We start from the raw sequence: 20442 nt of genomic DNA, 5'->3' as shown, positions 1-20442 counted from the left end.
CGCAAACTCCTGGTCCGCCTCAACGCCAAAGCGCGCGATGCGCGAGCCGAATACGCTAATGCAACTTGACACGCCAGATAGTCGCTCACCCGACCGGCTTCGCTGCGCTCAGCCAGTCGACCTCTCCCCGCACGCGGGGAGAGGTGAGGCAGTCCTGGTGGAAGGGGAGTTTGATGCGCGGGCCGCACCGGCAGCCCGCCTACAGCCAGCCCTCGAGCTCGCGCAGCACCAGTTGCCGGATCACGCTGATGCCGCCGTCGCTGTCGTTGAGGCAGGGCACCGCGGCGAACTGCTGGCCGCCGTTCTTCATGAAGATCTCGGCGTTTTCCTGCGCGATCTCTTCCAGGGTTTCCAGGCAGTCCGCGGCGAAGCCCGGCATCACCACGGCGAGCCTGCGCACGCCGTCCTTGCCGAGCTGCTCGATGGTCTTGTCGGTGTAGGGCTGCAGCCACTGATCGAAGCCGAACCGCGACTGGAACGTCAGCATCAGCCGCTTGTCGTCGAGCCCCATGCGTTCGCGCAGCGCATCCACGGTGGCGATGCAATGCGACTGGTAGGGATCGCCCTTGTTGATGTAGGCCTGCGGCATGCCGTGGAACGAGGCGACGATGCGCTCGGGCTCGAACGGCAGCGTCGCCAGATGGCTGGTGATCGAATTGGCCAGCGCGTCGATATAGGCGGCGTCGCGATAATACGGCGGCGTCACCCGCAGCGTCGGCTGCGCGCGCATCTCGCTGAGCACCCGGAACGCCTGGTCGCAGACCGTCGCCGAGGTCGCCGCGGAATATTGTGGATAGAGCGGCACCACCAGGAGCCGGCTGCAGCCCTGCGCCACCAGCGCGTCGATCCGCGACCGCATCGACGGGTTGCCGTAGCGCATCGCCCAATCGACCACGATGTGATCGTGCGCGGTCAGCGTCGCGGCGAGCTTGTCGGACTGCGCGCGGGTGATGGTCTTCAGCGGCGATTCGTTCGCCTCGTTGTTCCAGATCTTTTGATAGTCCCGCGCCTTGCGCGCCGGGCGGGTGCGCAGGATCAATCCGTTCAGCGCCAGCTTCCAGACGATGCCCTGGTTCTCGATGACGCGCGGATCCGACAGGAACTCGCGCAGATAATCCCGCACGCCCTTGGTGTCGGCGCTGTCCGGCGTGCCGAGATTGACCAACAGCACGCCGACCCGTTCGGGCGCCTGATCGGCAATGGCCTTGGTGCCGTGAATCGGGACAATGACTGTCATGAGACGGTTGGCTTCGCGCGTTGGCATAATGTTGTCAAGATAAGGCAACATTCGCCGAAATCGAGCCTTGGTCATAAGCAAGCCTTGCTCATAGGCAGGTCACCCGCTCTGCGGCAACATAGCCCAGTAACAGCCCGAGGCCGAACAGCAGCACCAGTCCGGCCGCGCTGAACTCAATGCCGCGCATGATCAACGCCCCGCCGCCTTCGCGGCCCGCGGCGAGCCGACGTGCCAGGCCCTTGGCCGAAACCGCCAACGTGGCGATGGTTGCCACCGTGATCGCGGTGCCGACGCCCATCGCGAAGGTCGCGGCGACGCCGGCCCAGAACATGCCTTGTGCAAGTGCGAACACCAGCACCAGGATGGCGCCGGAGCACGGCCGCAACCCGACCGCGAGAATCGCGCCGAAGCCGCGCCGCCAGCCGCCGGGGCCTGCGAGTTGCTGCGGTTGCGGGCCGTGGTTATGGCCGCAATGCGCGTCGTGGACGTGTCCCGGTTCGCCGTGGCCGTGATCATGATGATCATGATGATCTCCGTGACCGGGCAGATGGGCGTGATCGTGCGAATGCGCAAGCTCGGCATGAGCCTGATGCGCGTGGCTGTGCGCCGCATCATGATGATGCACATGCGGTTCATGCGCGTGAGGATGGTGGTGGTCATGCTGCGCTGCCGCCGACGCCGGCGCGAACGCCGGTTCCGGCCGGTGCCGCGAGGCCGACAGCGCGCGGAAGAAGCCGCCGCCCTTGCTCCACACCAGTCGCGCGCCGAACGCCGCGATCAGCGCGTAGCTGACGATTTCGATCACCCGCTCGGCGCCGCACATCGTCTTGGCGGTGGCGTTGAGCAGCCAGGCGCAGATCCCCACCACGATGACCGCGACCAGCGCCTGCAGCAGCGCCGAGACGAACGACAGCACGATGCCGCGCCGCGCGGTTTCCTCGTTGGCGACCAGATAGGACGAGATCACCGCCTTGCCGTGGCCGGGGCCGGCGGCGTGGAAGATGCCGTAGGCGAACGAGATCGCAAGCAACGTCCACACCGCGCTGCCGTCGGATTTCGCGGCGCGGATCGTCGCCGACATCTGGCGATAGAACAGCGACTGCTGTTCCAAGAGCCAACCGACCACGCCGCCGACTTGCGGCGATGCGGGAGGGCGAGGCCCGCCGAACGGATTTTGCGCCAGCGCGTGGCTCAGCGCGGCATCGATCAGCGGCGCCAGCGTCAGCACGGCTCCAACGATCAGCAAGCCGCGCGAAATGGCGGCGATCCGGGAGGGCGGCATTACGGGCAACTGACCTGGATCTTGTTGGCGAACATCGCGCCGTAATTCGAATTGTCGCCATTCATGAAGTTCTGTTCTCCGAGACGGGTGGCATCGGCGGTGCCGTCGTTGGGGCGTTGGAAGGTGATGGCGCAGCCGGCCGGAGCGTTGACCAGCTTGACCGGGTCTTTCTCTTCGAAGGCGAAATCGATGAAATAGGTCGGATCGAACACTTCCACCGCCAGTTCCTTGCTCTTCACCGGAACCTTCAGCGGCAGCGTGAAGTGCAGCGTCAGCACGCTCTTGTCGTAGACCAGATAGTAGTCGACCGGCTCGAGGAATTTCTGCTTCTTGCCGTCGGCCTTGGCGAAGGTGAAGAAGCCGAATTCCTTCAGCGATTCGACGTTGGTCTGCGCCAGCGGCGCGAGATCCTCGCGGGTGTAGACGTCCTTGGTCTTGGTCTCGAGCCCCTGCAGCGCATAGGTCGAGAACATGTCGTCGAAGCTCCAGGCGTGGCGCACCCCGGTGACGGTGCCGTCGGCGGCATAGACCAGATCGCTGTGCGCGGTGATCCAGACATGCGGATGCGCGGAAGCGGTGATGGTGCCAAAGATCAGCCAACAAACGCACAACAGACAGCTAACGAACCCGTGGCTGGAAGCTGCGCGCGCGCGACTGCCGCGCGCACTGATCTCACCTCTCCCCGCGCGCGGGGAGAGGTCGACCATCGGCGCGCAGCGGCGATGGTCGGGTGAGGGGGCGCCGGAGTTCAAATGCGACGCCCCCTCACCCGACCCGGCTTCGCGGAGCGTGTGCTCGGACGGCGCGAAGCGCCGATCCGGGTGCTCCGCCGGGCCACCCTCTCCCCGCGCGCGGGGAGAGGGGGCCGATGCCGCATCGCTTCGATCAAATTTGACGTCTTCGGGCATCTTACGCCGCCTCGGGCGCATCGAGCAGGCCGCGGCGGCGCAGCAGCGCGTCGGGCTCCGGCGGGCGGCCGCGGAACGCCACATAGGCGGCCTCCGGATCGCGCGAGCCGCCGGCGGCGTAGATGTCGTCGTGCAGCCGCTTCGCCACTTGCGGATCGAAGATGTCGCCGGCCTCCTCGAACGCGCCGAAGGCGTCGGCGTCCATCACCTCGCTCCACATGTAGCTGTAATAGCCCGAGGCATAATGATCGCCGGAGAAGATGTGGCCGAACTGGGTCGGCCGGTGCCGCAGCGAGATTTCCTCCGGCATGCCGATCTTCTCCAGCTCGCGGCGCTCGAAGGCGGCGATGTCGCCGATCGCGGCGGCCGGCTGGGTGTGGAATTCGAGGTCGATCAGCGCCGAGGAGACGAACTCCACGGTGGCGAAGCCCTGGTTGAATTTTCGCGCGGCGAGGAAGCGCTTGAGCAAATCGTCGGGCAGCGGCTCGCCGGTCTGGTAATGCGTCGCGAATTGCCGCAGCACCTGCGGCTGTTCCTGCCAATGCTCGTAGAGCTGCGACGGCAGCTCGACGAAATCGGTGAACACCGCGGTGCCGGACAATGACGGATAGAACACGTCGGACAGCATGCCGTGCAGGCCGTGGCCGAATTCGTGGAACAGGGTGCGGGCGTCGTCCGGCGACAGCAGCGACGGCTCGCCGTTCGACCCCTTGGCGAAGTTGCAGACGTTGATGATCAGCGGCGCCACCGCGCCATCCAGCTTCTGCTGGTCGCGCAGCGAGGTCATCCAGGCGCCGGAGCGCTTCGAGGGCCTCGCATAGTAATCGCCGTAGAACAGCCCCTTATGGGCGCCGTTGGCATCCTTGACCTCCCAGACCCGGACGTCGGGATGCCAGACGGGGACGTCCTTGCGCTCGCTGAACGTGACGCCGAACAGTTTGGTCGCGGTGTCGAAGGCGGCCAGAATCATATTGTCGAGCGAAAGATATGGCTTGATCGCGGCGTCGTCGAAATTGGCGCGGCGCTGCCTGAGCTTCTCGGCGTAATAACGCCAGTCCCAGGCGGCCAGTTTGAAGTTGCCGCCTTCCTCCGCGATCAGCTCTTGCAGCGCGTCGCGATCCGCCAAGGCGCGGGCGCGGGCCGGCTTCCACACCCGTTCCAGCAGGCCGCGCACCGCCTGCGGGGTCTTGGCCATGGAATCTTCCAGCCGATATTCGGCGAAGGTTTGGAAGCCGAGCAGCTTGGCGGTCTCCTCGCGCAGCCGCAGGATCTCGCTGATCACCGCGTTGTTGTCGTTGGCGTTGCCGTTGTTGCCGCGCGCGGTGAACGCCTTGAACACCTTTTCGCGCAGGTCGCGCCGCGCCGAACTCTTCAGGAACGGCTCGACCGAGGAGCGCGACAGCGTCACCACCGCCTTGCCGGGCAGCCCGCGCTCGGTGGCCGCCGCCTTGGCGGCGGCGACGAAGCTGTCGGACAGCCCGTCAACATCATTGTCGCCGAGCTGCAGGGTCCAGTCCTGCTCGTCGCCGAGCAGATGATGGCTGAACGCGGTGCCGAGTTCGGCCAGCCGCTCGTTGATCTCCGCCATCCGCGCCTTGGCCTTGTCGTCGAGCCCGGCGCCGGAGCGGTGGAAACGGGTATAGGTGCGCTCCAGCAGCCGCTTCTCTTCGCCGCTGAGCGCGAGCTTGGCGCGCAGCCCGTACAGCAGGGCGATGCGGCCGAACAGCGCGGCGTTCATCATGATCGGATTCCAGTGCCGCGCCATCCGCTGCGACACCTCGGTGTCGATCTCCAAGAGCGCCGGGTTGGAATCCGCCGACACCAGGTCGTAGAACACCGCGGCGACCCGGTTCAACAACCGGCCGGAGCGCTCCAGCGCGGTGATGGTGTTGGCGAAATCCGGCGCCGAGGGGTCGTTGGTGATCGCTGCGATCTCGGCGGCGTGGTCGGCGAAGGCCTGCTCGAACGCAGGCAGGAAGTGTTCCGGGGCGATCTCCTGAAACGGCGGGGTCTCGAACGGCGTGGTCCAGCCCTGCAACAACGGATTGTCCAGGCTGTCGGTGGTGGCCGTCGCGACCGAGGAGTCTTGCATCGAGAGGTCCTGCTTCGAAAGGGAAGGTGCCCTGCGACATATAACATGCGATCGGGCTTTTTTGAGCCTTGTTCGTGCTTGATGCTTGCCGCAGCGGGCATTTTCAGAGAGATTGCCGCCGCAACCAGGACATTTACCCGATGAGCAAGCAGCCCGCATCCGCCAGCCCCCGAAAGGCCTCTCAGGGCCCCCGCCAGGGCTCGCAAGGCCCCCGCCGGATCGTCTGGTCGACCGTGGTCACCGTGATGAGTGCCGCGATTTTGATCGGCGCCGAGGTGTTCGGCGCGGCGTTCGCCGGCGGCTGGGCGCTCGCCATCCTGTTCGGCCTCAATGACACCGCCGCGCACATCGTGCAGGTGGTGCTGTTCGTGGCCGGCGTCGTCGTCATGGTGGCGTTTGTCCGCCACGCCCACCACGTCGAGCCTTTTACCAGGCGCGCCTAGGCTACCAGGCGCGCCTAGGCGCGTTTACCAGGCGCGCTTAGGCGCGCTCACCCGCCGCGCTTAGCTGATCGCAGCCGGCGCCGCGCGCGCGGGCCTCATAGCGCAAGAAACCCCTGGCGGGCGCTGGTTTCCTTCATCACACGTTAAGTACTTTGAACATCCGTTCATGTTCGCGGCGGCTTTCGTGGCGCGCGCGCAACGCTGTCGCGCCGTCTCGGGGAAATTTATCGTCAGGGCAAAAAAAATCTTGCGAAGCCGGACTAAAGCACCTATCTCCGGTCTTGCCCAATTTCGCACGTGCCTGTGGTCGTGTGTCAGTCGGTAGGTATCCGGACAAGAGGCCGGACAGCCGCCAAGGGATGAAGAAGCCGAGGGTCATCGGATCGAAAGATCGGGTGGCCAGCATCTCTCTCAAGGGATGCCGTTGAAGGTGACTTTGTCTTTTGCAACCGTGACTGGCAGCCGGAGGCGAACCGGCGCACCTCGCTCTCAACGGGGGACGCGACTTAAAGCAACGACGGATCGGGCTTTTTTGGTCTCTGCCGGCTTTCCACCAGCCGGCGCGATTACCGAAGAGGCTTGTCCTTCATTGCCAGGTGAGCGGGCGGGAGCATCTCCCAACCAATCCAACGGCAGCACAGTTTGTCTGAGCTCTTAGGCTCGTCGCGCCTCCATCGCGCGTCGGGTTTGCAGCGCTCGGATCAGACGTTTTTGGTTTGAACGAGCCCGTCGCTGGGCCGTGGGAGCGTGCTATGACCGATCGCATTCAGGAATTCCTTCGCGCGCGCCGCAACGAAGGTCAGGACGTCGAGCCGTGCCTGGTCGTCGACCTCGAAGTCGTGCGCGACAACTTCCAGAGCTTTGCCCGGGCGCTGCCGGACAGCCGCGTGTTCTACGCGGTGAAGGCCAACCCGGCGCCGGAAGTGCTGTCGCTGTTGGCCTCGATGGGCTCGTGCTTCGACTGCGCCTCGGTGCAGGAGATCCAGATGGCGCTGGATGCCGGCGCCACCCCCGACCGCATCTCGTTCGGCAACACCATCAAGAAGGAACGCGACATCGGCCGCGCCTTCGCGCTCGGGATTCGGCTGTTCTCGGTGGATTGCACCGCGGAAGTCGAGAAGATCGCCCGTGCCGCGCCCGGCTCGAAAGTGTTCTGCCGCATCCTGTACGACTGCGCCGGCGCCGAGTGGCCGCTGTCGCGGAAGTTCGGCTGCGATCCGGAGATGGCGGTTGACGTGCTCGACCTCGCCAAGCGTCTCGGCCTGGAAGCCTATGGCATCTCGTTCCATGTCGGCTCGCAGCAGCGCAAGGTGAAGGCGTGGGATCGTGCGCTGGCGATGGCGTCGTCGGTGTTCCGTGACTGCGCCGAGCGCGGCATCAATCTCTCGATGGTCAACATGGGCGGCGGCTTCCCGACCAAGTACCTGAAGGAAGTGCCGGCGGTGGTGCAGTACGGCCGTTCGATCTTCCGGGCGCTGCGCAAGCACTTCGGCAACGCGATTCCGGAGACCATCATCGAGCCGGGCCGCGGCATGGTCGGCAACGCAGGCGTGATCGAGACTGAAGTCGTTCTGATCTCGACCAAGAGCGACGACGACGATACGCGCTGGGTCTATCTCGACATCGGCAAGTTCGGCGGTCTCGCCGAGACGATGGACGAGTCGATCCGCTACGCGATCAAGTCGCGCCATGACGGCGCGGAGATGACGCCCTGCGTGCTCGCCGGCCCGACCTGCGATTCGGCCGACGTGATGTATGAGAAGCTGCCGTATCCGCTTCCGGTGACGCTCGAGATCGGCGACAAGCTGCTGATCGAAGGCACCGGGGCCTATACGTCGACCTACTCGTCGGTGGCCTTCAACGGTTTCCCGCCGTTGCGGACCTACCACATCTAAGGCCGCGCGCGATCGGTCCACGATCGTAACGAGAAAATCGGGAGCCGGTGTTCCGGCTCCCATCCCGTCACCTTCCATCCGGATGACAACACGCCGCGCCGCGTTGGCGAGGCGGGACCCTGTGCTGCGGGAACGAAGTCGCTCGCCTATCGTTGGCGCCTTCCAAATCGCACGCTCAGCGGATTCCCCGCTTTTTCAAACGCGTTCCCGGGGTGGGGACTGGCCGCCATGACCGCATTGACCACGCTTGCCGTTTCACGTTCCGACCAGGCCGTCGCGATCCGCGCCGAGCGCGCCAGTGATGTCGCGGCGCGCGAAGCGCTGCTCGACGCCTGCTTCGGCCTGGGCCGCAATGCCCGCACCTGCCAGCGGATTCGCGACGGCCGTTTGCCCGCCGAAGGCCTCGCCTTTTCGGCGATGCATCGCGGCCGGCTGGTCGGCACGGTGCGGCTGTGGAACGTCGACGCCGGCGGCCGCTCCGCCCTGGTGCTCGGCCCGCTGGCGGTCGATCCCTCGGTACGCGCGCTCGGCATCGGTGCGGCGTTGATGCAGCACGCGCTGGCGGCCGCGAAGGCGCTCGGCCATGGCGCGGTGATCCTGCTCGGCGACGAGCCGTATTACGCCAAATTCGGCTTCGCCCGCGCCGTCGCCGAGGCGCTGTCGCTGCCCGGCCCGTTCGAGCGGCACCGGCTGCTCGGCCTGGAGTTGCGGGCCGGCGCGCTCGATGGCGCCTGCGGCCTGATCGTGCCGACCGGCCTGCCGGTTCGTGCCGCCAAGCCGGCGCGCGCCGGTCGTCGGCAACTGCGTCGGGCGGCGTGATGGCCTGGGATGCTGACGCCATGCAGCCGATCGGCGGCGAGATGTATTGCGAGCGTCTCGCCGCGCGCAGCCGCCGTGAAACCCGCCCGGCGATCACGACCATCATCCTGATCATGATCGCCATCAAGATCGTCATCGACGTGCTGGCGCGGCGGCGATCGGCGGCGGTTTCGGACCCCTCCTGACCGACAAAATCCGTGGCTTTCGTCATTGCGAGCCGAGGTCGGCGCACAGCGCCGGCCGACAGCGAAGCAATCCAGGGGCCTCGCGTGGAGCCCTGGATTGCTTCGTCGCAAGAGCTCCTCGCGATGACGGCATTGAGGTCGTCCGACCCGCCGTTGCCGCCGGAAACCGCCGAATAGCCCGATCTCCGGCTTGATTTGGCGGCGCAGACGCGGCATTGCCTGCGCCAACCCATCCCGCCCTGTTGCAAGGTTCCTGACATGTCCCGCCGCCTGATTTCCACCGGATCGCCGTTCGAGAAGACCGCCGGCTACAGCCGCGCCGTGGTCGACGGCGATTTCGTCTTCCTCTCCGGCACCACCGGCTTCGACTACGCCACCATGACGCTGCCGGAGGGCGTCACCGCGCAGACACAGAATGCGTTCAAGACCATCGAAGGCGTGCTGGTCGAAGCCGGCTTCGCGCTGGCCGACCTAGTGCGGGCGACCTACTACATCACCGACCCCAAGGATGCCGACGCGGTGTTCGCGGTGTGCGGCGAGCATCTCAGCGAGATCCGTCCCGCCTGCACCATCGTCACGGTGGCGGCGCTGTTCAAGCCGGAGATGAAGATCGAGATCGAAGTCACCGCCAAGCGCCGCGCGGCCTGAGCCTCAACCCACCTATCCCAATCCCGCGCGGTGACGATCGCGTCGCCGCCATAGCTGTTCCTGGAGATTTCGCCGATGCCCGCTCCCGCCGCCAAGATCCACGCCAAGATTTCCGGCCCCATCGTGATGATCGGCTTCGGCTCGATCGGCAAAGGCACGCTGCCTTTGATCGAGCGGCACTTCGACTATGACAAGCAGCGCTTCGTCATCATCGATCCGCACGAGGACGGCGAACTCGCCAAGAAGCACGATGTGCGCTTCATCAGCTCGGCGGTGACCAAGGACAATTACCGCGAACTGCTGATCCCGCTGTTGACCGAAGGCGGCGGCCAGGGCTTCTGCGTCAACCTGTCGGTCGACACCGGCTCGGTCGACATCATGACGATGTGCCAGGAAATCGGCGCGCTCTATATCGACACCGTGGTCGAGCCGTGGCTGGGCTTCTATTTCGACAAGAGCGCCGGCCCCGAGAAGCGCTCCAACTACGCGCTGCGCGAGACCCTGCTCGCCGCCAAGGCCAAGGCCGGCGAGGGCGCCACCACCGCGGTCTCCACCTGCGGCGCCAATCCCGGCATGGTGTCGTGGTTCGTCAAGCAGGCGCTCTTGGACATCGCCAAGGACACCGGCACCGAGATCAACGAGCCGAAGAGCCGCGAAGGCTGGGGCCAATTGGCGCAGAAGCTCGGCGTCAAGGGCATCCACATCGCCGAGCGCGACACCCAGCGTTCCAAGAAGCCGAAGCCGATCAACGTGTTCGTCAACACCTGGTCGGTGGAAGGCTTCGTCTCCGAGGGCATGCAGCCGGCCGAACTCGGCTGGGGCACGCACGAGACCTGGATGCCGGACAACGGCCGCACCCATACCGAAGGCTGCGGCGCCGCGATCTATCTGCTGCAGCCCGGCGCCAACACCCGCGTGCGCTCCTGGTGCCCGACCCCCGGCGCGCAATACGGCTTCCTGGTCACCCACAACGAATCGATTTCGATCGCCGATTACTTCACGGTGCGCGACGGCCAGAGCGTGGTGTATCGCCCGACCTGCCACTACGCCTATCACCCGGCCAACGATGCAGTGTTGTCATTGCACGAAATGTTCGGCGCCACCGGCAAGATGCAGCCGAAGTGGCACATCCTGGATGAAAACGAGATCGAGGACGGCATCGACGAATTGGGCGTGCTGGTCTACGGCCATGCCAAGAACGCTTATTGGTACGGCTCGCAGCTGTCGATCGAGGAAACCCGCGAGGTCTGTCCGTATCAGAACGCCACCGGCATGCAGGTGTCCTCCGCGGTGCTGGCCGGCATGGTCTGGGCGCTGGAAAATCCGCATGCCGGCATCGTCGAAGCCGACGAATTGGACTTCCGCCGCTGCCTCGAAGTGCAGACGCCGTATCTCGGCCCGGTGAAAGGGTTTTACACCGACTGGACCCCGCTCACCGATCGCCCCGGCCTGTTCCCGGAAGACATCGACACGTCCGATCCCTGGCAGTTCCGCAACGTGCTGGTGCGGTGAGGCGGCGCTGCGAAGTCAGCGTGGATGATGGGGCAGTGAATTCACCTCGTCATGCCCGGGCTTGTCCCGGGCATCCACGCCGACAAGTGACGCCATCAATGTTGACGTGGATGGCCGGGACGAGCCCGGCCATGACGTGGCGATGGCTGGCAGCTGTCGACGCGCCCGCTGCGTAGAGTAGCTCTACTACTTCGCCGGAATCGGTTCGCCGACCTTTTCGGCGGGCGCCGGCGGCAGCGCCGGCTTGGCGCCGGAGTCAATTGCCTCGGCATCGGGCCTTGCCGGCTGCGGCGCGGTCTCGTGCGGCCGGGCGCCGGTGGTGGTCGGCTGGCTCGGCGCCGACGGCTTGGTTTCCGCGCCCGGCGTCGATTGCAGCGGCTGGGTCGCTTGCGCCAGCTTCGGAGACTGCGCCGCCAATTGCGCAAACGACACGGCAGAGATCGACAGTCCCGCCGCAACCATCAGTCCGGCGAGCACCAAATCCCGTTTCAAGGCGCGTGTCCTTTCGAGGTTCGTCATATCCTGCACTCGGATGTGCGGGATTCAACGAGCGCCGAACCGCAAAGTTCCCCTGGCCAGCAGGCGTTAACAATCGGTTAAGCGCCGCCCTACAGAGTCAGCACGCCGGCCTCGCCGTCTTCCGCCGCGAACGCCAGCGTTTCGCCGTCGCCGCTCCAGGCCAGAGCCGACACCGCGCCCTTGCCGTTGCGGCGCACCAGAATTTCCGCGCCGTCGGTGATCCGCGCCATCAGCACGGTGCCGTCGCTGTAACCCGCGGCCAGCAGGTCCTGCTTGGGATGACAGGCCACCGCCGAGACCCGCGCCTGCAACGGCGCCAGCATCGAGGGCTGCTTGCCCATCGGTCCGTCCTTGGAGCCGAACGGCCAGACGATCACGCTGTCGGCCCCCGAAGTGGCGAGACCCTTGCCGCCGGCGGTCCAGGAGATCGAGCGCACCCGTCCGGGATAGCCGCTCATCCGCATGTGTTGCTGATCGGCGAGCCGCCAGCCGTGCATTGCCGGCTCGTGCATGGTGGTGACCAGAAACTTGTTGTCCGGGCTGAACACCACGCCGAGATGCGAGCCGGCCCATTCCAGCATTTCGGCATTCGCCGCCATGTTGGGAAACCACAGCGTCACGCCGTTGTAGTGCGCAATCGCAAGCCGCATGCCCTTCGGCGCAAACGCCAGACCGCCGACGGTTGACGGCACCTCGAAGGATTTGTCGTCGCCCTTGGTGCCGCGGACGAACGCGACCTTACCGACCGACCAGGCGATCGCGCCGTCGGGATGCAGCGCGACGTTGTCGATCCAGCGCCGTTTCGGGTCGGTGGCGAGTGCCTGAAGTTTGCCACAAGAATCCAGCGCGCTCAGTTTGCCGTCGTCGCCGCCGATCACCAGGCGCTTGCCGTCGGACGCCGCGCACAACAGCGCGCCGCTACCGACGTCGACGCGCGAAGTCTCGCCGGCGCGGTCGATCAGCGTGACGGTTTCCTCGGCGCCGACCACGGCCAGCGTGGTCCCAAGAAAATACACGGCGCCTGCAGGCGCGCCAATATCGAAACTGCGCACCCGGTCGGTGACCGAGGCGATGGAGTCTGCCGGTCCGGCGGGGTCGAACTCGTCCATCACGCGGCGATGCATTGTTCGAAGCCGTCGCGGATCACCTGCTCGGGCAGGTCGCGGCCGATGAAGACGAGCCGGCTCTGCCGCGCTTCGCCGTCCTTCCAGGCGCGCTGGTGATCGCCTTCCAGCATCATGTGCACGCCCTGAAACACGTAACGGTCGTCGTCGCCGCTGAACGACAGAATGCCCTTGGAGCGCAGGATTTTGCCGCCTTCGGCGGCGATCAGCTGCTGCAGCCAGGGCATGAATTTCTTGGGATCGACCGGCTTGTCGCTCTTCAGCGCCAGCGATTGCATGTCCTCGTCGTGATAGTGCTTCAGGCCGCCATGGTTGTGGTCGTGGCCGTGATCATGGTGGTGATGATCGTGATCGTGATGATCATGGTCATGATCGTCGCCGGCTTCGAGGAATTGCGGCTCAAGCTCCAGGATGCGGTCGAGATCGAAGGCGCCGCGCTCCAGCACGTCGGCGAGCGCGACCTGGCAGCGCTCGGTGCGATGCAGCTTGGCGTAGGGGTTGATGGCGCGGATCCGCGCTTCGACTTCGGCGAGCTCGGCCTTGCTGACGAGATCGGTCTTGTTCAGCACGATGACGTCGGCGAAGGCGATCTGGTTCTTGGCTTCCGGCGCGTCCTTCAGCCGTTCGCTGAGCCATTTGGCGTCCGCCACCGTCACCACGGCGTCGAGCCGCGCTGCGTTCTGCACGTCCTCGTCGACGAAGAAGGTCTGCGCCACCGGAGCGGGATCGGCCAAGCCAGTCGTCTCGACGATGATGGCGTCGAACTTGCCTTTGCGCTTCATCAGGCCGCCGAGGATGCGCACCAGATCGCCGCGCACGGTGCAGCAGATGCAGCCGTTGTTCATCTCGAACACTTCTTCATCGGCGCCGATGATGAGATCGTTGTCGATGCCGATTTCGCCGAATTCGTTGACGATCACCGCGTATTTCTTGCCGTGGTTTTCCGACAGGATGCGGTTGAGGAGGGTGGTCTTGCCGGCGCCGAGATAGCCGGTCAGCACGGTCACGGGAATTTTTGCAGTAGTGAGTTCAGACATCATGACTCCGGCGGGATTCTGGTTGAGTCGCGCCGGAGCCAGGGCAGTCCCTTACTCGGTGGTCAGCGCGCTCGTCAGCGTCTTTATATTGTACCTGACCATATCAATGTAAGTGGGGGCTTCGCCCTTTTCATCGGTCAGGCTGTCGGAATACAGCGAACCGCCGACCTTGGCGCCGGTCTCCGCGGCGATCCGGCGCATCAGCCGCGGGTCGCTGATGCTCTCCAGGAACACCGCCGGCAGTTTCTCCGCCTTCACCTGTTTGATGATGCGGGCGATGTCCTTGGCGCTGATCTCGGATTCGGTGGAAACGCCCTGCGGTGCGATAAAGGCGATGCCGTAGGCCTCGGCGAAGTAGCCAAAGGCGTCGTGGGTGGAGATCACCTTGCGACGCGCGGGCGGGATTTGGGCGATGGCGGCACGGACCTCGCCGTCCAGCGCGTCGAGCTTGGCGAGGTAGCCGTCGGCGTTGGTGCGGTAGGCGTCGGCGCCGGCGGGATCGGCGGCGGCGAGCGCGTCACGGATGTTGGCGACGTAGATCTTGGCGTTGCCCACCGCCTGCCAGGCGTGCGGATCGGCGTGGCCTTCGAGCTTGCGCGGTGTGATGCCTTTGCTGGCGGTGGCGACCTCGGCCTTGCCGCCGGAGGATTTGACCAGCCGCGGCAACCAGCCTTCGAAGCCGAGGCCGTTGATAATCACCAGCTTGGCATCGGTGATCTTCTTGGCGTCCGCCGGCGTCGGCGTATAGACATGCGCGTCGCCGCCCGGGCCGACCAGCGTGGCGAGCTGGATGCGATCGCCACCGACGTTGCGGACGAAATCCTCGAGGATCGAGAAGCTCGCCACCACATTGATGCGGTCCTGCGCATGAGCGGGAATTGCCGCGGTCAGCGCGGTCAGGACGAGCGTTGCGGTCTGCCAAAAGCGTCGCATGGTGTCTCCGTTCAGGCTTCGAGATGACGGCCGGGAAACAGCCGCCGGAGGATGCCGCCGGCCGAGCCGAACAGCACCGAGAAGAGATAGATGAGCGCCGCCATCAGGATGATCGCGGGCCCCGACGGCACTTTGCTCTGGAACGACAGCACCAGCCCGGCGTAGCCGGAGACCATGGCGCTCGCGACCGCGATCAGGATCATGCCGGTGATGTCGCGCGACCAGAACCGCGCGATTCCCGCCGGCAGAATCATCAAGCCGACCGCGAGCAGCGTGCCGAGCGCGTGGAAGCCGTTGACCAGATTGATCACCACCAGCGCCAGAAAGATCAGATGCGCCGGGCCACCTGAGCGGCTGACGCTGCGCAAAAACACCGGATCGACGCATTCGATCACCAGCGGCCGGAAGATCACCGCCAACACCAACAGCGTCAACGTGGCGTTGAAGGCGATCACCAACAGGGTCTGATCGTCCATCGCCAGGATGTTGCCGAACAGCACGTGCAACAGATCGATGTTGCTGCCCTTCATCGAGACGATGGTGACGCCGAGCGCCAGCGACACCAGATAGAACGCCGCCAGCGAGGCGTCTTCCTTGAGTTCGGTGGCGCGCGACACCACGCCGGACAGGATCGCCACCGCGAAGCCGGCGATCAAGCCGCCGAACGTCATCGCGAACAAATTGAGGCCTGACAGCAGGAAGCCGACCGCGGCGCCGGGCAGGATGGCGTGCGCCATGGCGTCGCCCGCCAGCGACATCCGCCGCAACATCAGAAACACGCCGATCGGCGCGCCGCCAAGCGCCAGCGCCAGCACGCCCGCCAGCGCGCGGCGCATGAATTCGAATTCGGTAAACGGCGCGATCAGCGCTTGATAAAGCGTATCCATGGTCAGGCCGCCTGTGGACGCGGCGCGTCGCCGGCGCAGGCTTCGGCGGTGTCGTCGAACGCCTCGCACATCCGTCGCGCGCGGCCGAGATTGTCGGGCGTCAGCACCTGCGCGGTCTCGCCCCAGGCCACCACGCTGCGTGCCAGCAGCAAGGTCTCAGGAAAATGCGCCTGCACCAGATCCATGTCGTGCAGCGCCGCCAGCACGGTGCGCTGCTCGGTGTGCCAGCGCTGCACCAGACCGACCAGATCGGCTGAGGTCTTGGCGTCGATGGCGTTGAACGGCTCGTCCAGCACGATGACGCTGGCGTCCTGCAGCAGCACGCGGGCGAACAGGATGCGCTGCATCTGGCCGCCGGACAGCGTGCCGATGGTGCGTTTCTCGAAGCCGGTGAGGCCGACCGCCGCCAGCGCCTGAAGAATGGCGTCGCGTTCGCGCCGGCCGAGTCCGCCGAACATGCCGGTGTGGCGCCACAGTCCGGTGCCGACGAAATCGAACACCGAGATCGGAAAGCTGCGGTCGATATCGGCGATCTGCGGCAGATAGGCGATGTCGCGCACGTCGAGCCCGCCGAGGCTGATGGCGCCGGTCAGCGGCTTGACGATGCCGACGATGCCGCGAAACAGCGTCGACTTGCCGGCGCCGTTGGGGCCGACCACCGCCAGCAAGGCGCCGGGCGCCACCTCGCCGTCGAGATGGTGCACCGCCGGATGGCGGTCGTAACCCAGCGTGACATTATGAAAGGAGAGCTGGGCCGGCATCAGCGCATCGCCGTCAAAACGAAAGCCCACAGCATCGCACTCATAACGAGTGCGACGCCGAGCCTCGCCGCCACCGTCATGCGGAGAATCGACCACGGCGGGGATTGCGAGGGGTGCGGCGCGGCCGCTGCGTGGTGATGGCCGGCAGATCCGGCCTCCGAATGGCTGTGCGAATGGGGCGGCGACATCGTAAATCCTCTGACGGCGGCGAAGCTAGATGTTATAATATAACATTACAAGGCAAAATCGCCCCGACGCCGCGGAGAATGCAGAAGACGTCGCGCGAAGTTGCCGTCGCGGCAGGCAAAATGAGTTAATGCCCAGTTCCAAGGCGGCCGGAGGGCCGCAAATTAAGGCGTCATTAAGGTTTGTTTAGGGCTCCATTAAGCACAAATTTTTCAGGTCCCTCATGAGGTTACTTCGAAATCCACTGTGGCGGATGGGTGACAGCATTTTTAGACAAAGGCGTTTATGCATTTGTGAGACGGAGCCACCGACGGCTCCTCTGCAAGTGATCTGGAGAAAGATAATGAAGAAGTTCCTGCTTGGTACCGTGGCCCTCGTCGCCATGGCCGCGACGGTCCCGGCCTTCGCCGCCGACCTCGGCGCCCGCACCTACACCAAGGCCCCGGCTTACGTCGCCGCCCCGATCTACAACTGGACCGGCTTCTACATCGGTGGTCACGTCGGCGGCGCCTTCGTCGGCGACGACAGCATCGGCACCGGCGCAACCCGCGGTTCCGACGGCACGTTCCTCGGCGGTGTGCAGGGCGGCTACGACTATCAGTTCGCCCCGAACTGGGTGCTCGGTGTTGAAGCCCAGTACAGCTGGCTCGATCAGGGCACCGATCCGGTTCTCGTCGGCCCCTACTCGTTCAGCGACAAGCAGAAGGGCCTCGGCTCGGTCACCGGCCGCATCGGCTACACCTGGGGTCCGGCGCTGCTGTACGCCAAGGGCGGTTATGCCTTCGCCGACTACGACACCACTGTCACCCTGGGTGGTATTGGCGCCGCTGTCTCCAGCAAGAGCGACGGCTACACCGTCGGTGCCGGCTTGGAATACCTGTTCGCCCAGAACTGGTCGGGCAAGATCGAATATCAGTACTATGACTTCGGCAACGTCGATTTCGGCGGCTTCTCGTTCAAGAACGACGAGCACGTGGTCAAGGCCGGCCTGAACTACCGCTTCAACTGGGGTGGCCCGGTCGTCGCCAAGTATTGATCTGAACTAATCGGTCCTTCACCGGATCGAACAGACGGAAAGGGTCGGCCTCGCGCCGGCCCTTTTTGTTGTCGGCATTCCGCGTCGCGGAAGGCCAGCTGGCTTCTTGTTTAACGCATGGCTCCTATGCTGACCCACGGCGCGTGGCGCCGCGATGGCGGCGAGTTTCGGCTGGCGCGGCCGGCTTTGCACCGCTAAGCCGGTAATTGGGAGAAACCGCGATCCAAGAGCGCGCCTATCGAATGCATTCAAAAACTGAGACCATCCCAGAGTCGGTCGAAGCCCTGCGCTACCCCTGGGACAGCCATCCCGGTGCGGAGCAGGTGGTCGAAGTCGCGCCCGGCGTGTTGTGGCTGCGGCTCAAGCTGCCGTTTCGCCTCAACCATGTGAACATCTACCTTGTCGCCGACGGCGACGGCTGGGCGATGATCGACAGCGGTTTCGGCAATGAGGCGACCATCGCGGCGTGGACCGCGCTGTTCGAGGGGGCGTTGGCCAAGGTCAGGATCAGCCGCCTGATCGTCACCCACGCGCATCCCGATCATCTCGGTCTGGCCGGCTGGATCGTCGAGCGGTTCCAATGTCCGTTCTACATGTCGCAGATCGAATATCTGCAGGGCGTCTATCATCAGAACCGTCGGACCGAAGAGCGGGTGCAGAACTCGCTGCGGTTTTTCCGCCGCCACGGCATGGACGATTCGATCGCCATGCAGCTGGTCGGTCGCGGCCAGGATTATTTGAAGAAGACCGCTGCGATGCCGGCGGCGTATCGTCGGCTGTCGCATGGCGACGAGATCGCGATCGGCGCGCGCAGTTTCCGGATCATCACCGGCGCTGGCCATTCACCGGATCAGGTGATGCTGTATTGCGCCGCCGACAAGCTGTTCCTGTCGGCCGACCAGGTGCTGAGCAAGATTTCGCCCAATGTCAGCGTCTGGGCGCATGAGCCGGACGAAAATGCGCTGGGGGCCTATTTGCGTTCCCTGAAGCACCTCGCCGACACGCTGCCGGACGACGTGTTGGTGCTGCCGGGCCATGGCGTGCCGTTCTACGGCGTCAAGGCGCGGATCGCGCAATTGTCGGAGCATCATCAGGAGCGCTGCGATCTGATCGCGCAGGCCTGCCGCAAAACCGCGATGACCTCGGCCGATCTGGTGCCGGTGGTGTTCAACAAGCATGTGCTGGACGCGCATCAGACCGGCTTTGCGGCCGGCGAATTGATCGCCCATGTCAACTATATGCTGGCGGAAAACCGGCTGAAGGTGGTCGAGCGCCGCGACGGTCTGCTGCGCTTCAAAAGCATCTGATCGGCCGATAGGCAAGGCAAATAATACCAGCTACCGCATTGATATGGGTCAAGTTTTGTCCTGCGACCTGGGCAAACCACTTGGTCGAAGTGTGCATTCTCAACGGGCTGATTCGGCTCGACATCAAAGCTGGAAGGGCTCTAATAGGGTTGCGACGCTAGGTCGCGAATGTCCGCATCAGGTCTCATTGTGATGAATTATGAAAAGTTCTTCGGTGACGCGCTTGACCGCCTGCATGATGAACGCCGCTATCGCGTGTTCGCCGATCTCGAGCGCGTGGCAGGCCGTTTCCCGCACGCGGTGTGGCATTCCCCGGCGGGGCCCCGCGACGTCGTGATCTGGTGCTCCAACGATTATCTCGGGATGGGACAACACCCGAAGGTGGTCGGCGCGATGGTCGAGACCGCGACGCGGCTCGGAACCGGCGCCGGTGGCACCCGCAACATCGCCGGCACCCATCACCCGCTGGTGCAGCTGGAGGCCGAACTGGCCGACCTGCACGGCAAGGAAGCCGCGCTGCTGTTCACCTCGGGCTACGTCTCGAACCAGACCGGCATTTCGACGCTGACCAAGCTGATCCCGAACTGCCTGATCCTGTCCGACGCCCTCAACCACAATTCGATGATCGAAGGCATCCGGCAGTCCGGCTGCGAGCGCGTGGTGTGGCGCCATAACGACGTCGCGCATCTCGAAGAGCTCTTGAAGACCGCCGGTCCGGACCGGCCGAAGCTGATCGCGTTCGAGAGCCTGTATTCGATGGACGGCGACGTCGCGCCGATGGCCAAGATCTGCGATCTCGCCGAGAAATACGGCGCGATGACCTATTGCGACGAAGTCCACGCGGTCGGCATGTACGGCCCGCGCGGCGCCGGCATCGCGGAGCGCGACGGCGTGATGCACCGCATCGACATCCTGGAAGGCACGCTGGCCAAGGCCTATGGCTGCCTCGGCGGCTACATCGCCGGCAAGTCGAAGGTGGTCGACGCGGTGCGCTCCTACGCGCCGGGCTTCATCTTCACCACCGCGCTGCCGCCGGCGATCTGCGCCGCCGCGACCGCCGCGATCAAGCACCTGAAGACCTCGAGCTGGGAGCGCGAGCGTCACCAGGACCGCGCCGCGCGCGTCAAGGCGATCCTCAGCGCCGCCGGCCTGCCGGTGATGCCGACCGACACCCACATCGTGCCGGTGTTCGTCGGCGACGCCGAGCGCTGCAAGAAGGCCTGCGATATCCTGATCGAGGAGCACGGCATCTATCTGCAGCCGATCAACTATCCGACCGTCGCCAAGGGCAAGGAACGGCTGCGCATCACGCCGTCGCCGTATCACGACGACGGCCTGATCGATCGCTTGGCCGAAGCGCTGGTGATGGTGTGGGAGCAGCTCGATCTGCCGCTCGGCGCCAAGTCCATGGCGGCCGAATAGGCCGCCTCCGGCTTGATGGCGGCCGAATAGGCCGCCGCGCGGCTTGATGGCGGCCGAATAGGCCGCCTCGCAGCGATCGCAGCCTTCCTGACGTCCGCAGCCGCGATAGGCAAAATGCCTGTCGCCTGCGCTGGTCCGACGCGCTAGAGAGTCCTGGCGCGGGCCGGGCGGTGGCCATGTCCGCCGACGTTCTCTGGAGGGAGCAAACG

At 65.2% G+C, this 20442-nt stretch carries 19 protein-coding genes; 9 read left to right on the top strand and 10 right to left on the bottom strand.

Features of this window, described 5'->3' with window-relative positions:
* Nucleotides 1–199: 199 nt before the first annotated feature.
* The 4 genes from hemH to HNR60_RS19880 all read right to left on the bottom strand — a co-directional run bounded on the left by hemH (nt 200) and on the right by HNR60_RS19880 (nt 5519).
* Entirely contained in the window at nt 200–1237 is a 1038-nt protein-coding gene (gene hemH, locus HNR60_RS19895; RefSeq protein ID WP_184261276.1) for a ferrochelatase, read from the bottom strand.
* Nucleotides 1238–1325: 88 nt separating this feature from the next.
* Entirely contained in the window at nt 1326–2519 is a 1194-nt protein-coding gene (locus HNR60_RS19890; RefSeq protein WP_184261274.1) for a nickel/cobalt transporter, read from the bottom strand.
* Nucleotides 2519–3226 carry a DUF1007 family protein gene (locus tag HNR60_RS19885; RefSeq protein ID WP_246433028.1) on the bottom strand — a complete coding sequence of 236 codons (708 nt, stop codon included), beginning with the start codon at nt 3224–3226 and terminating at the stop codon, nt 2519–2521. Before HNR60_RS19885 ends, HNR60_RS19890 begins: the two co-directional genes overlap by 1 nt.
* A 202-nt stretch (nt 3227–3428) precedes the next feature.
* The gene (locus tag HNR60_RS19880; protein WP_184261271.1) at nt 3429–5519 is read right to left on the bottom strand and encodes a M3 family metallopeptidase; all 2091 of its coding nucleotides are present in this window, start codon (nt 5517–5519) and stop codon (nt 3429–3431) included.
* Between the two features lie 140 nt (nt 5520–5659).
* Here HNR60_RS19880 and HNR60_RS19875 point away from each other — a divergent pair, with 140 nt between their 5' ends.
* The 6 genes from HNR60_RS19875 to HNR60_RS19850 all read left to right on the top strand — a co-directional run bounded on the left by HNR60_RS19875 (nt 5660) and on the right by HNR60_RS19850 (nt 11021).
* Nucleotides 5660–5962 carry a hypothetical protein gene (locus HNR60_RS19875; protein WP_210313693.1) on the top strand — a complete coding sequence of 101 codons (303 nt, stop codon included), beginning with the start codon at nt 5660–5662 and terminating at the stop codon, nt 5960–5962.
* A gap of 752 nt (nt 5963–6714) precedes the next feature.
* Nucleotides 6715–7857: a type III PLP-dependent enzyme gene (locus tag HNR60_RS19870; protein WP_184261268.1), complete on the top strand. Its 1143-nt coding sequence runs from the start codon at nt 6715–6717 to the stop codon at nt 7855–7857.
* Nucleotides 7858–8085: 228 nt separating this feature from the next.
* Entirely contained in the window at nt 8086–8676 is a 591-nt protein-coding gene (locus HNR60_RS19865) for a GNAT family N-acetyltransferase (RefSeq protein ID WP_184261265.1), read from the top strand.
* Complete coding sequence (locus tag HNR60_RS19860; RefSeq protein WP_184261262.1) at nt 8676–8861, top strand: hypothetical protein; 186 nt, start codon at nt 8676–8678, stop codon at nt 8859–8861. Before HNR60_RS19865 ends, HNR60_RS19860 begins: the two co-directional genes overlap by 1 nt.
* A 258-nt stretch (nt 8862–9119) precedes the next feature.
* A complete protein-coding gene (locus tag HNR60_RS19855; protein ID WP_184261259.1) occupies nt 9120–9509 on the top strand; it encodes a RidA family protein in 390 nt (129 codons plus the stop codon).
* Nucleotides 9510–9584: 75 nt separating this feature from the next.
* Nucleotides 9585–11021 carry a homospermidine synthase gene (locus HNR60_RS19850; protein WP_184261256.1) on the top strand — a complete coding sequence of 479 codons (1437 nt, stop codon included), beginning with the start codon at nt 9585–9587 and terminating at the stop codon, nt 11019–11021.
* Between the two features lie 186 nt (nt 11022–11207).
* Here HNR60_RS19850 and HNR60_RS19845 read toward each other — a convergent pair whose 3' ends face one another.
* The 6 genes from HNR60_RS19845 to HNR60_RS19820 all read right to left on the bottom strand — a co-directional run bounded on the left by HNR60_RS19845 (nt 11208) and on the right by HNR60_RS19820 (nt 16282).
* Entirely contained in the window at nt 11208–11540 is a 333-nt protein-coding gene (locus HNR60_RS19845; protein WP_184261253.1) for a hypothetical protein, read from the bottom strand.
* Between the two features lie 89 nt (nt 11541–11629).
* Complete coding sequence (locus tag HNR60_RS19840; protein WP_184261250.1) at nt 11630–12649, bottom strand: WD40 repeat domain-containing protein; 1020 nt, start codon at nt 12647–12649, stop codon at nt 11630–11632.
* Nucleotides 12649–13701 (bottom strand): CobW family GTP-binding protein, encoded by a 1053-nt coding sequence (locus tag HNR60_RS19835; protein ID WP_184261247.1) that lies wholly within the window; start codon nt 13699–13701, stop codon nt 12649–12651. Before HNR60_RS19835 ends, HNR60_RS19840 begins: the two co-directional genes overlap by 1 nt.
* 51 nt (nt 13702–13752) lie before the next feature.
* Entirely contained in the window at nt 13753–14634 is an 882-nt protein-coding gene (locus tag HNR60_RS19830) for a metal ABC transporter substrate-binding protein (protein ID WP_184261244.1), read from the bottom strand.
* Nucleotides 14635–14645: 11 nt separating this feature from the next.
* Nucleotides 14646–15521 carry a metal ABC transporter permease gene (locus HNR60_RS19825; protein WP_184261241.1) on the bottom strand — a complete coding sequence of 292 codons (876 nt, stop codon included), beginning with the start codon at nt 15519–15521 and terminating at the stop codon, nt 14646–14648.
* A gap of 2 nt (nt 15522–15523) precedes the next feature.
* On the bottom strand, nt 15524–16282 hold the full coding sequence (locus HNR60_RS19820) for a metal ABC transporter ATP-binding protein (protein WP_184261282.1): 759 nt from the start codon (nt 16280–16282) through the stop codon (nt 15524–15526).
* Between the two features lie 529 nt (nt 16283–16811).
* On the opposite strand from HNR60_RS19820, the gene HNR60_RS19815 reads away from it, so the two are divergent.
* The 3 genes from HNR60_RS19815 to hemA all read left to right on the top strand — a co-directional run bounded on the left by HNR60_RS19815 (nt 16812) and on the right by hemA (nt 20233).
* On the top strand, nt 16812–17504 hold the full coding sequence (locus HNR60_RS19815) for an outer membrane protein (protein ID WP_184261238.1): 693 nt from the start codon (nt 16812–16814) through the stop codon (nt 17502–17504).
* A gap of 242 nt (nt 17505–17746) precedes the next feature.
* Entirely contained in the window at nt 17747–18811 is a 1065-nt protein-coding gene (locus tag HNR60_RS19810; protein ID WP_184261235.1) for an MBL fold metallo-hydrolase, read from the top strand.
* 192 nt (nt 18812–19003) lie between these two features.
* Complete coding sequence (gene hemA / locus HNR60_RS19805) at nt 19004–20233, top strand: 5-aminolevulinate synthase (protein ID WP_184261232.1); 1230 nt, start codon at nt 19004–19006, stop codon at nt 20231–20233.
* Nucleotides 20234–20442: the final 209 nt, after the last annotated feature.

It is taken from the genome of Rhodopseudomonas rhenobacensis, from assembly GCF_014203125.1.
In the GTDB taxonomy this organism is placed as follows: Bacteria; Pseudomonadota; Alphaproteobacteria; order Rhizobiales; family Xanthobacteraceae; genus Rhodopseudomonas_A; species Rhodopseudomonas_A rhenobacensis.
Note: the sequence above shows the minus strand (reverse complement) of the source record. Positions and strands in the feature narration are given on the sequence as shown.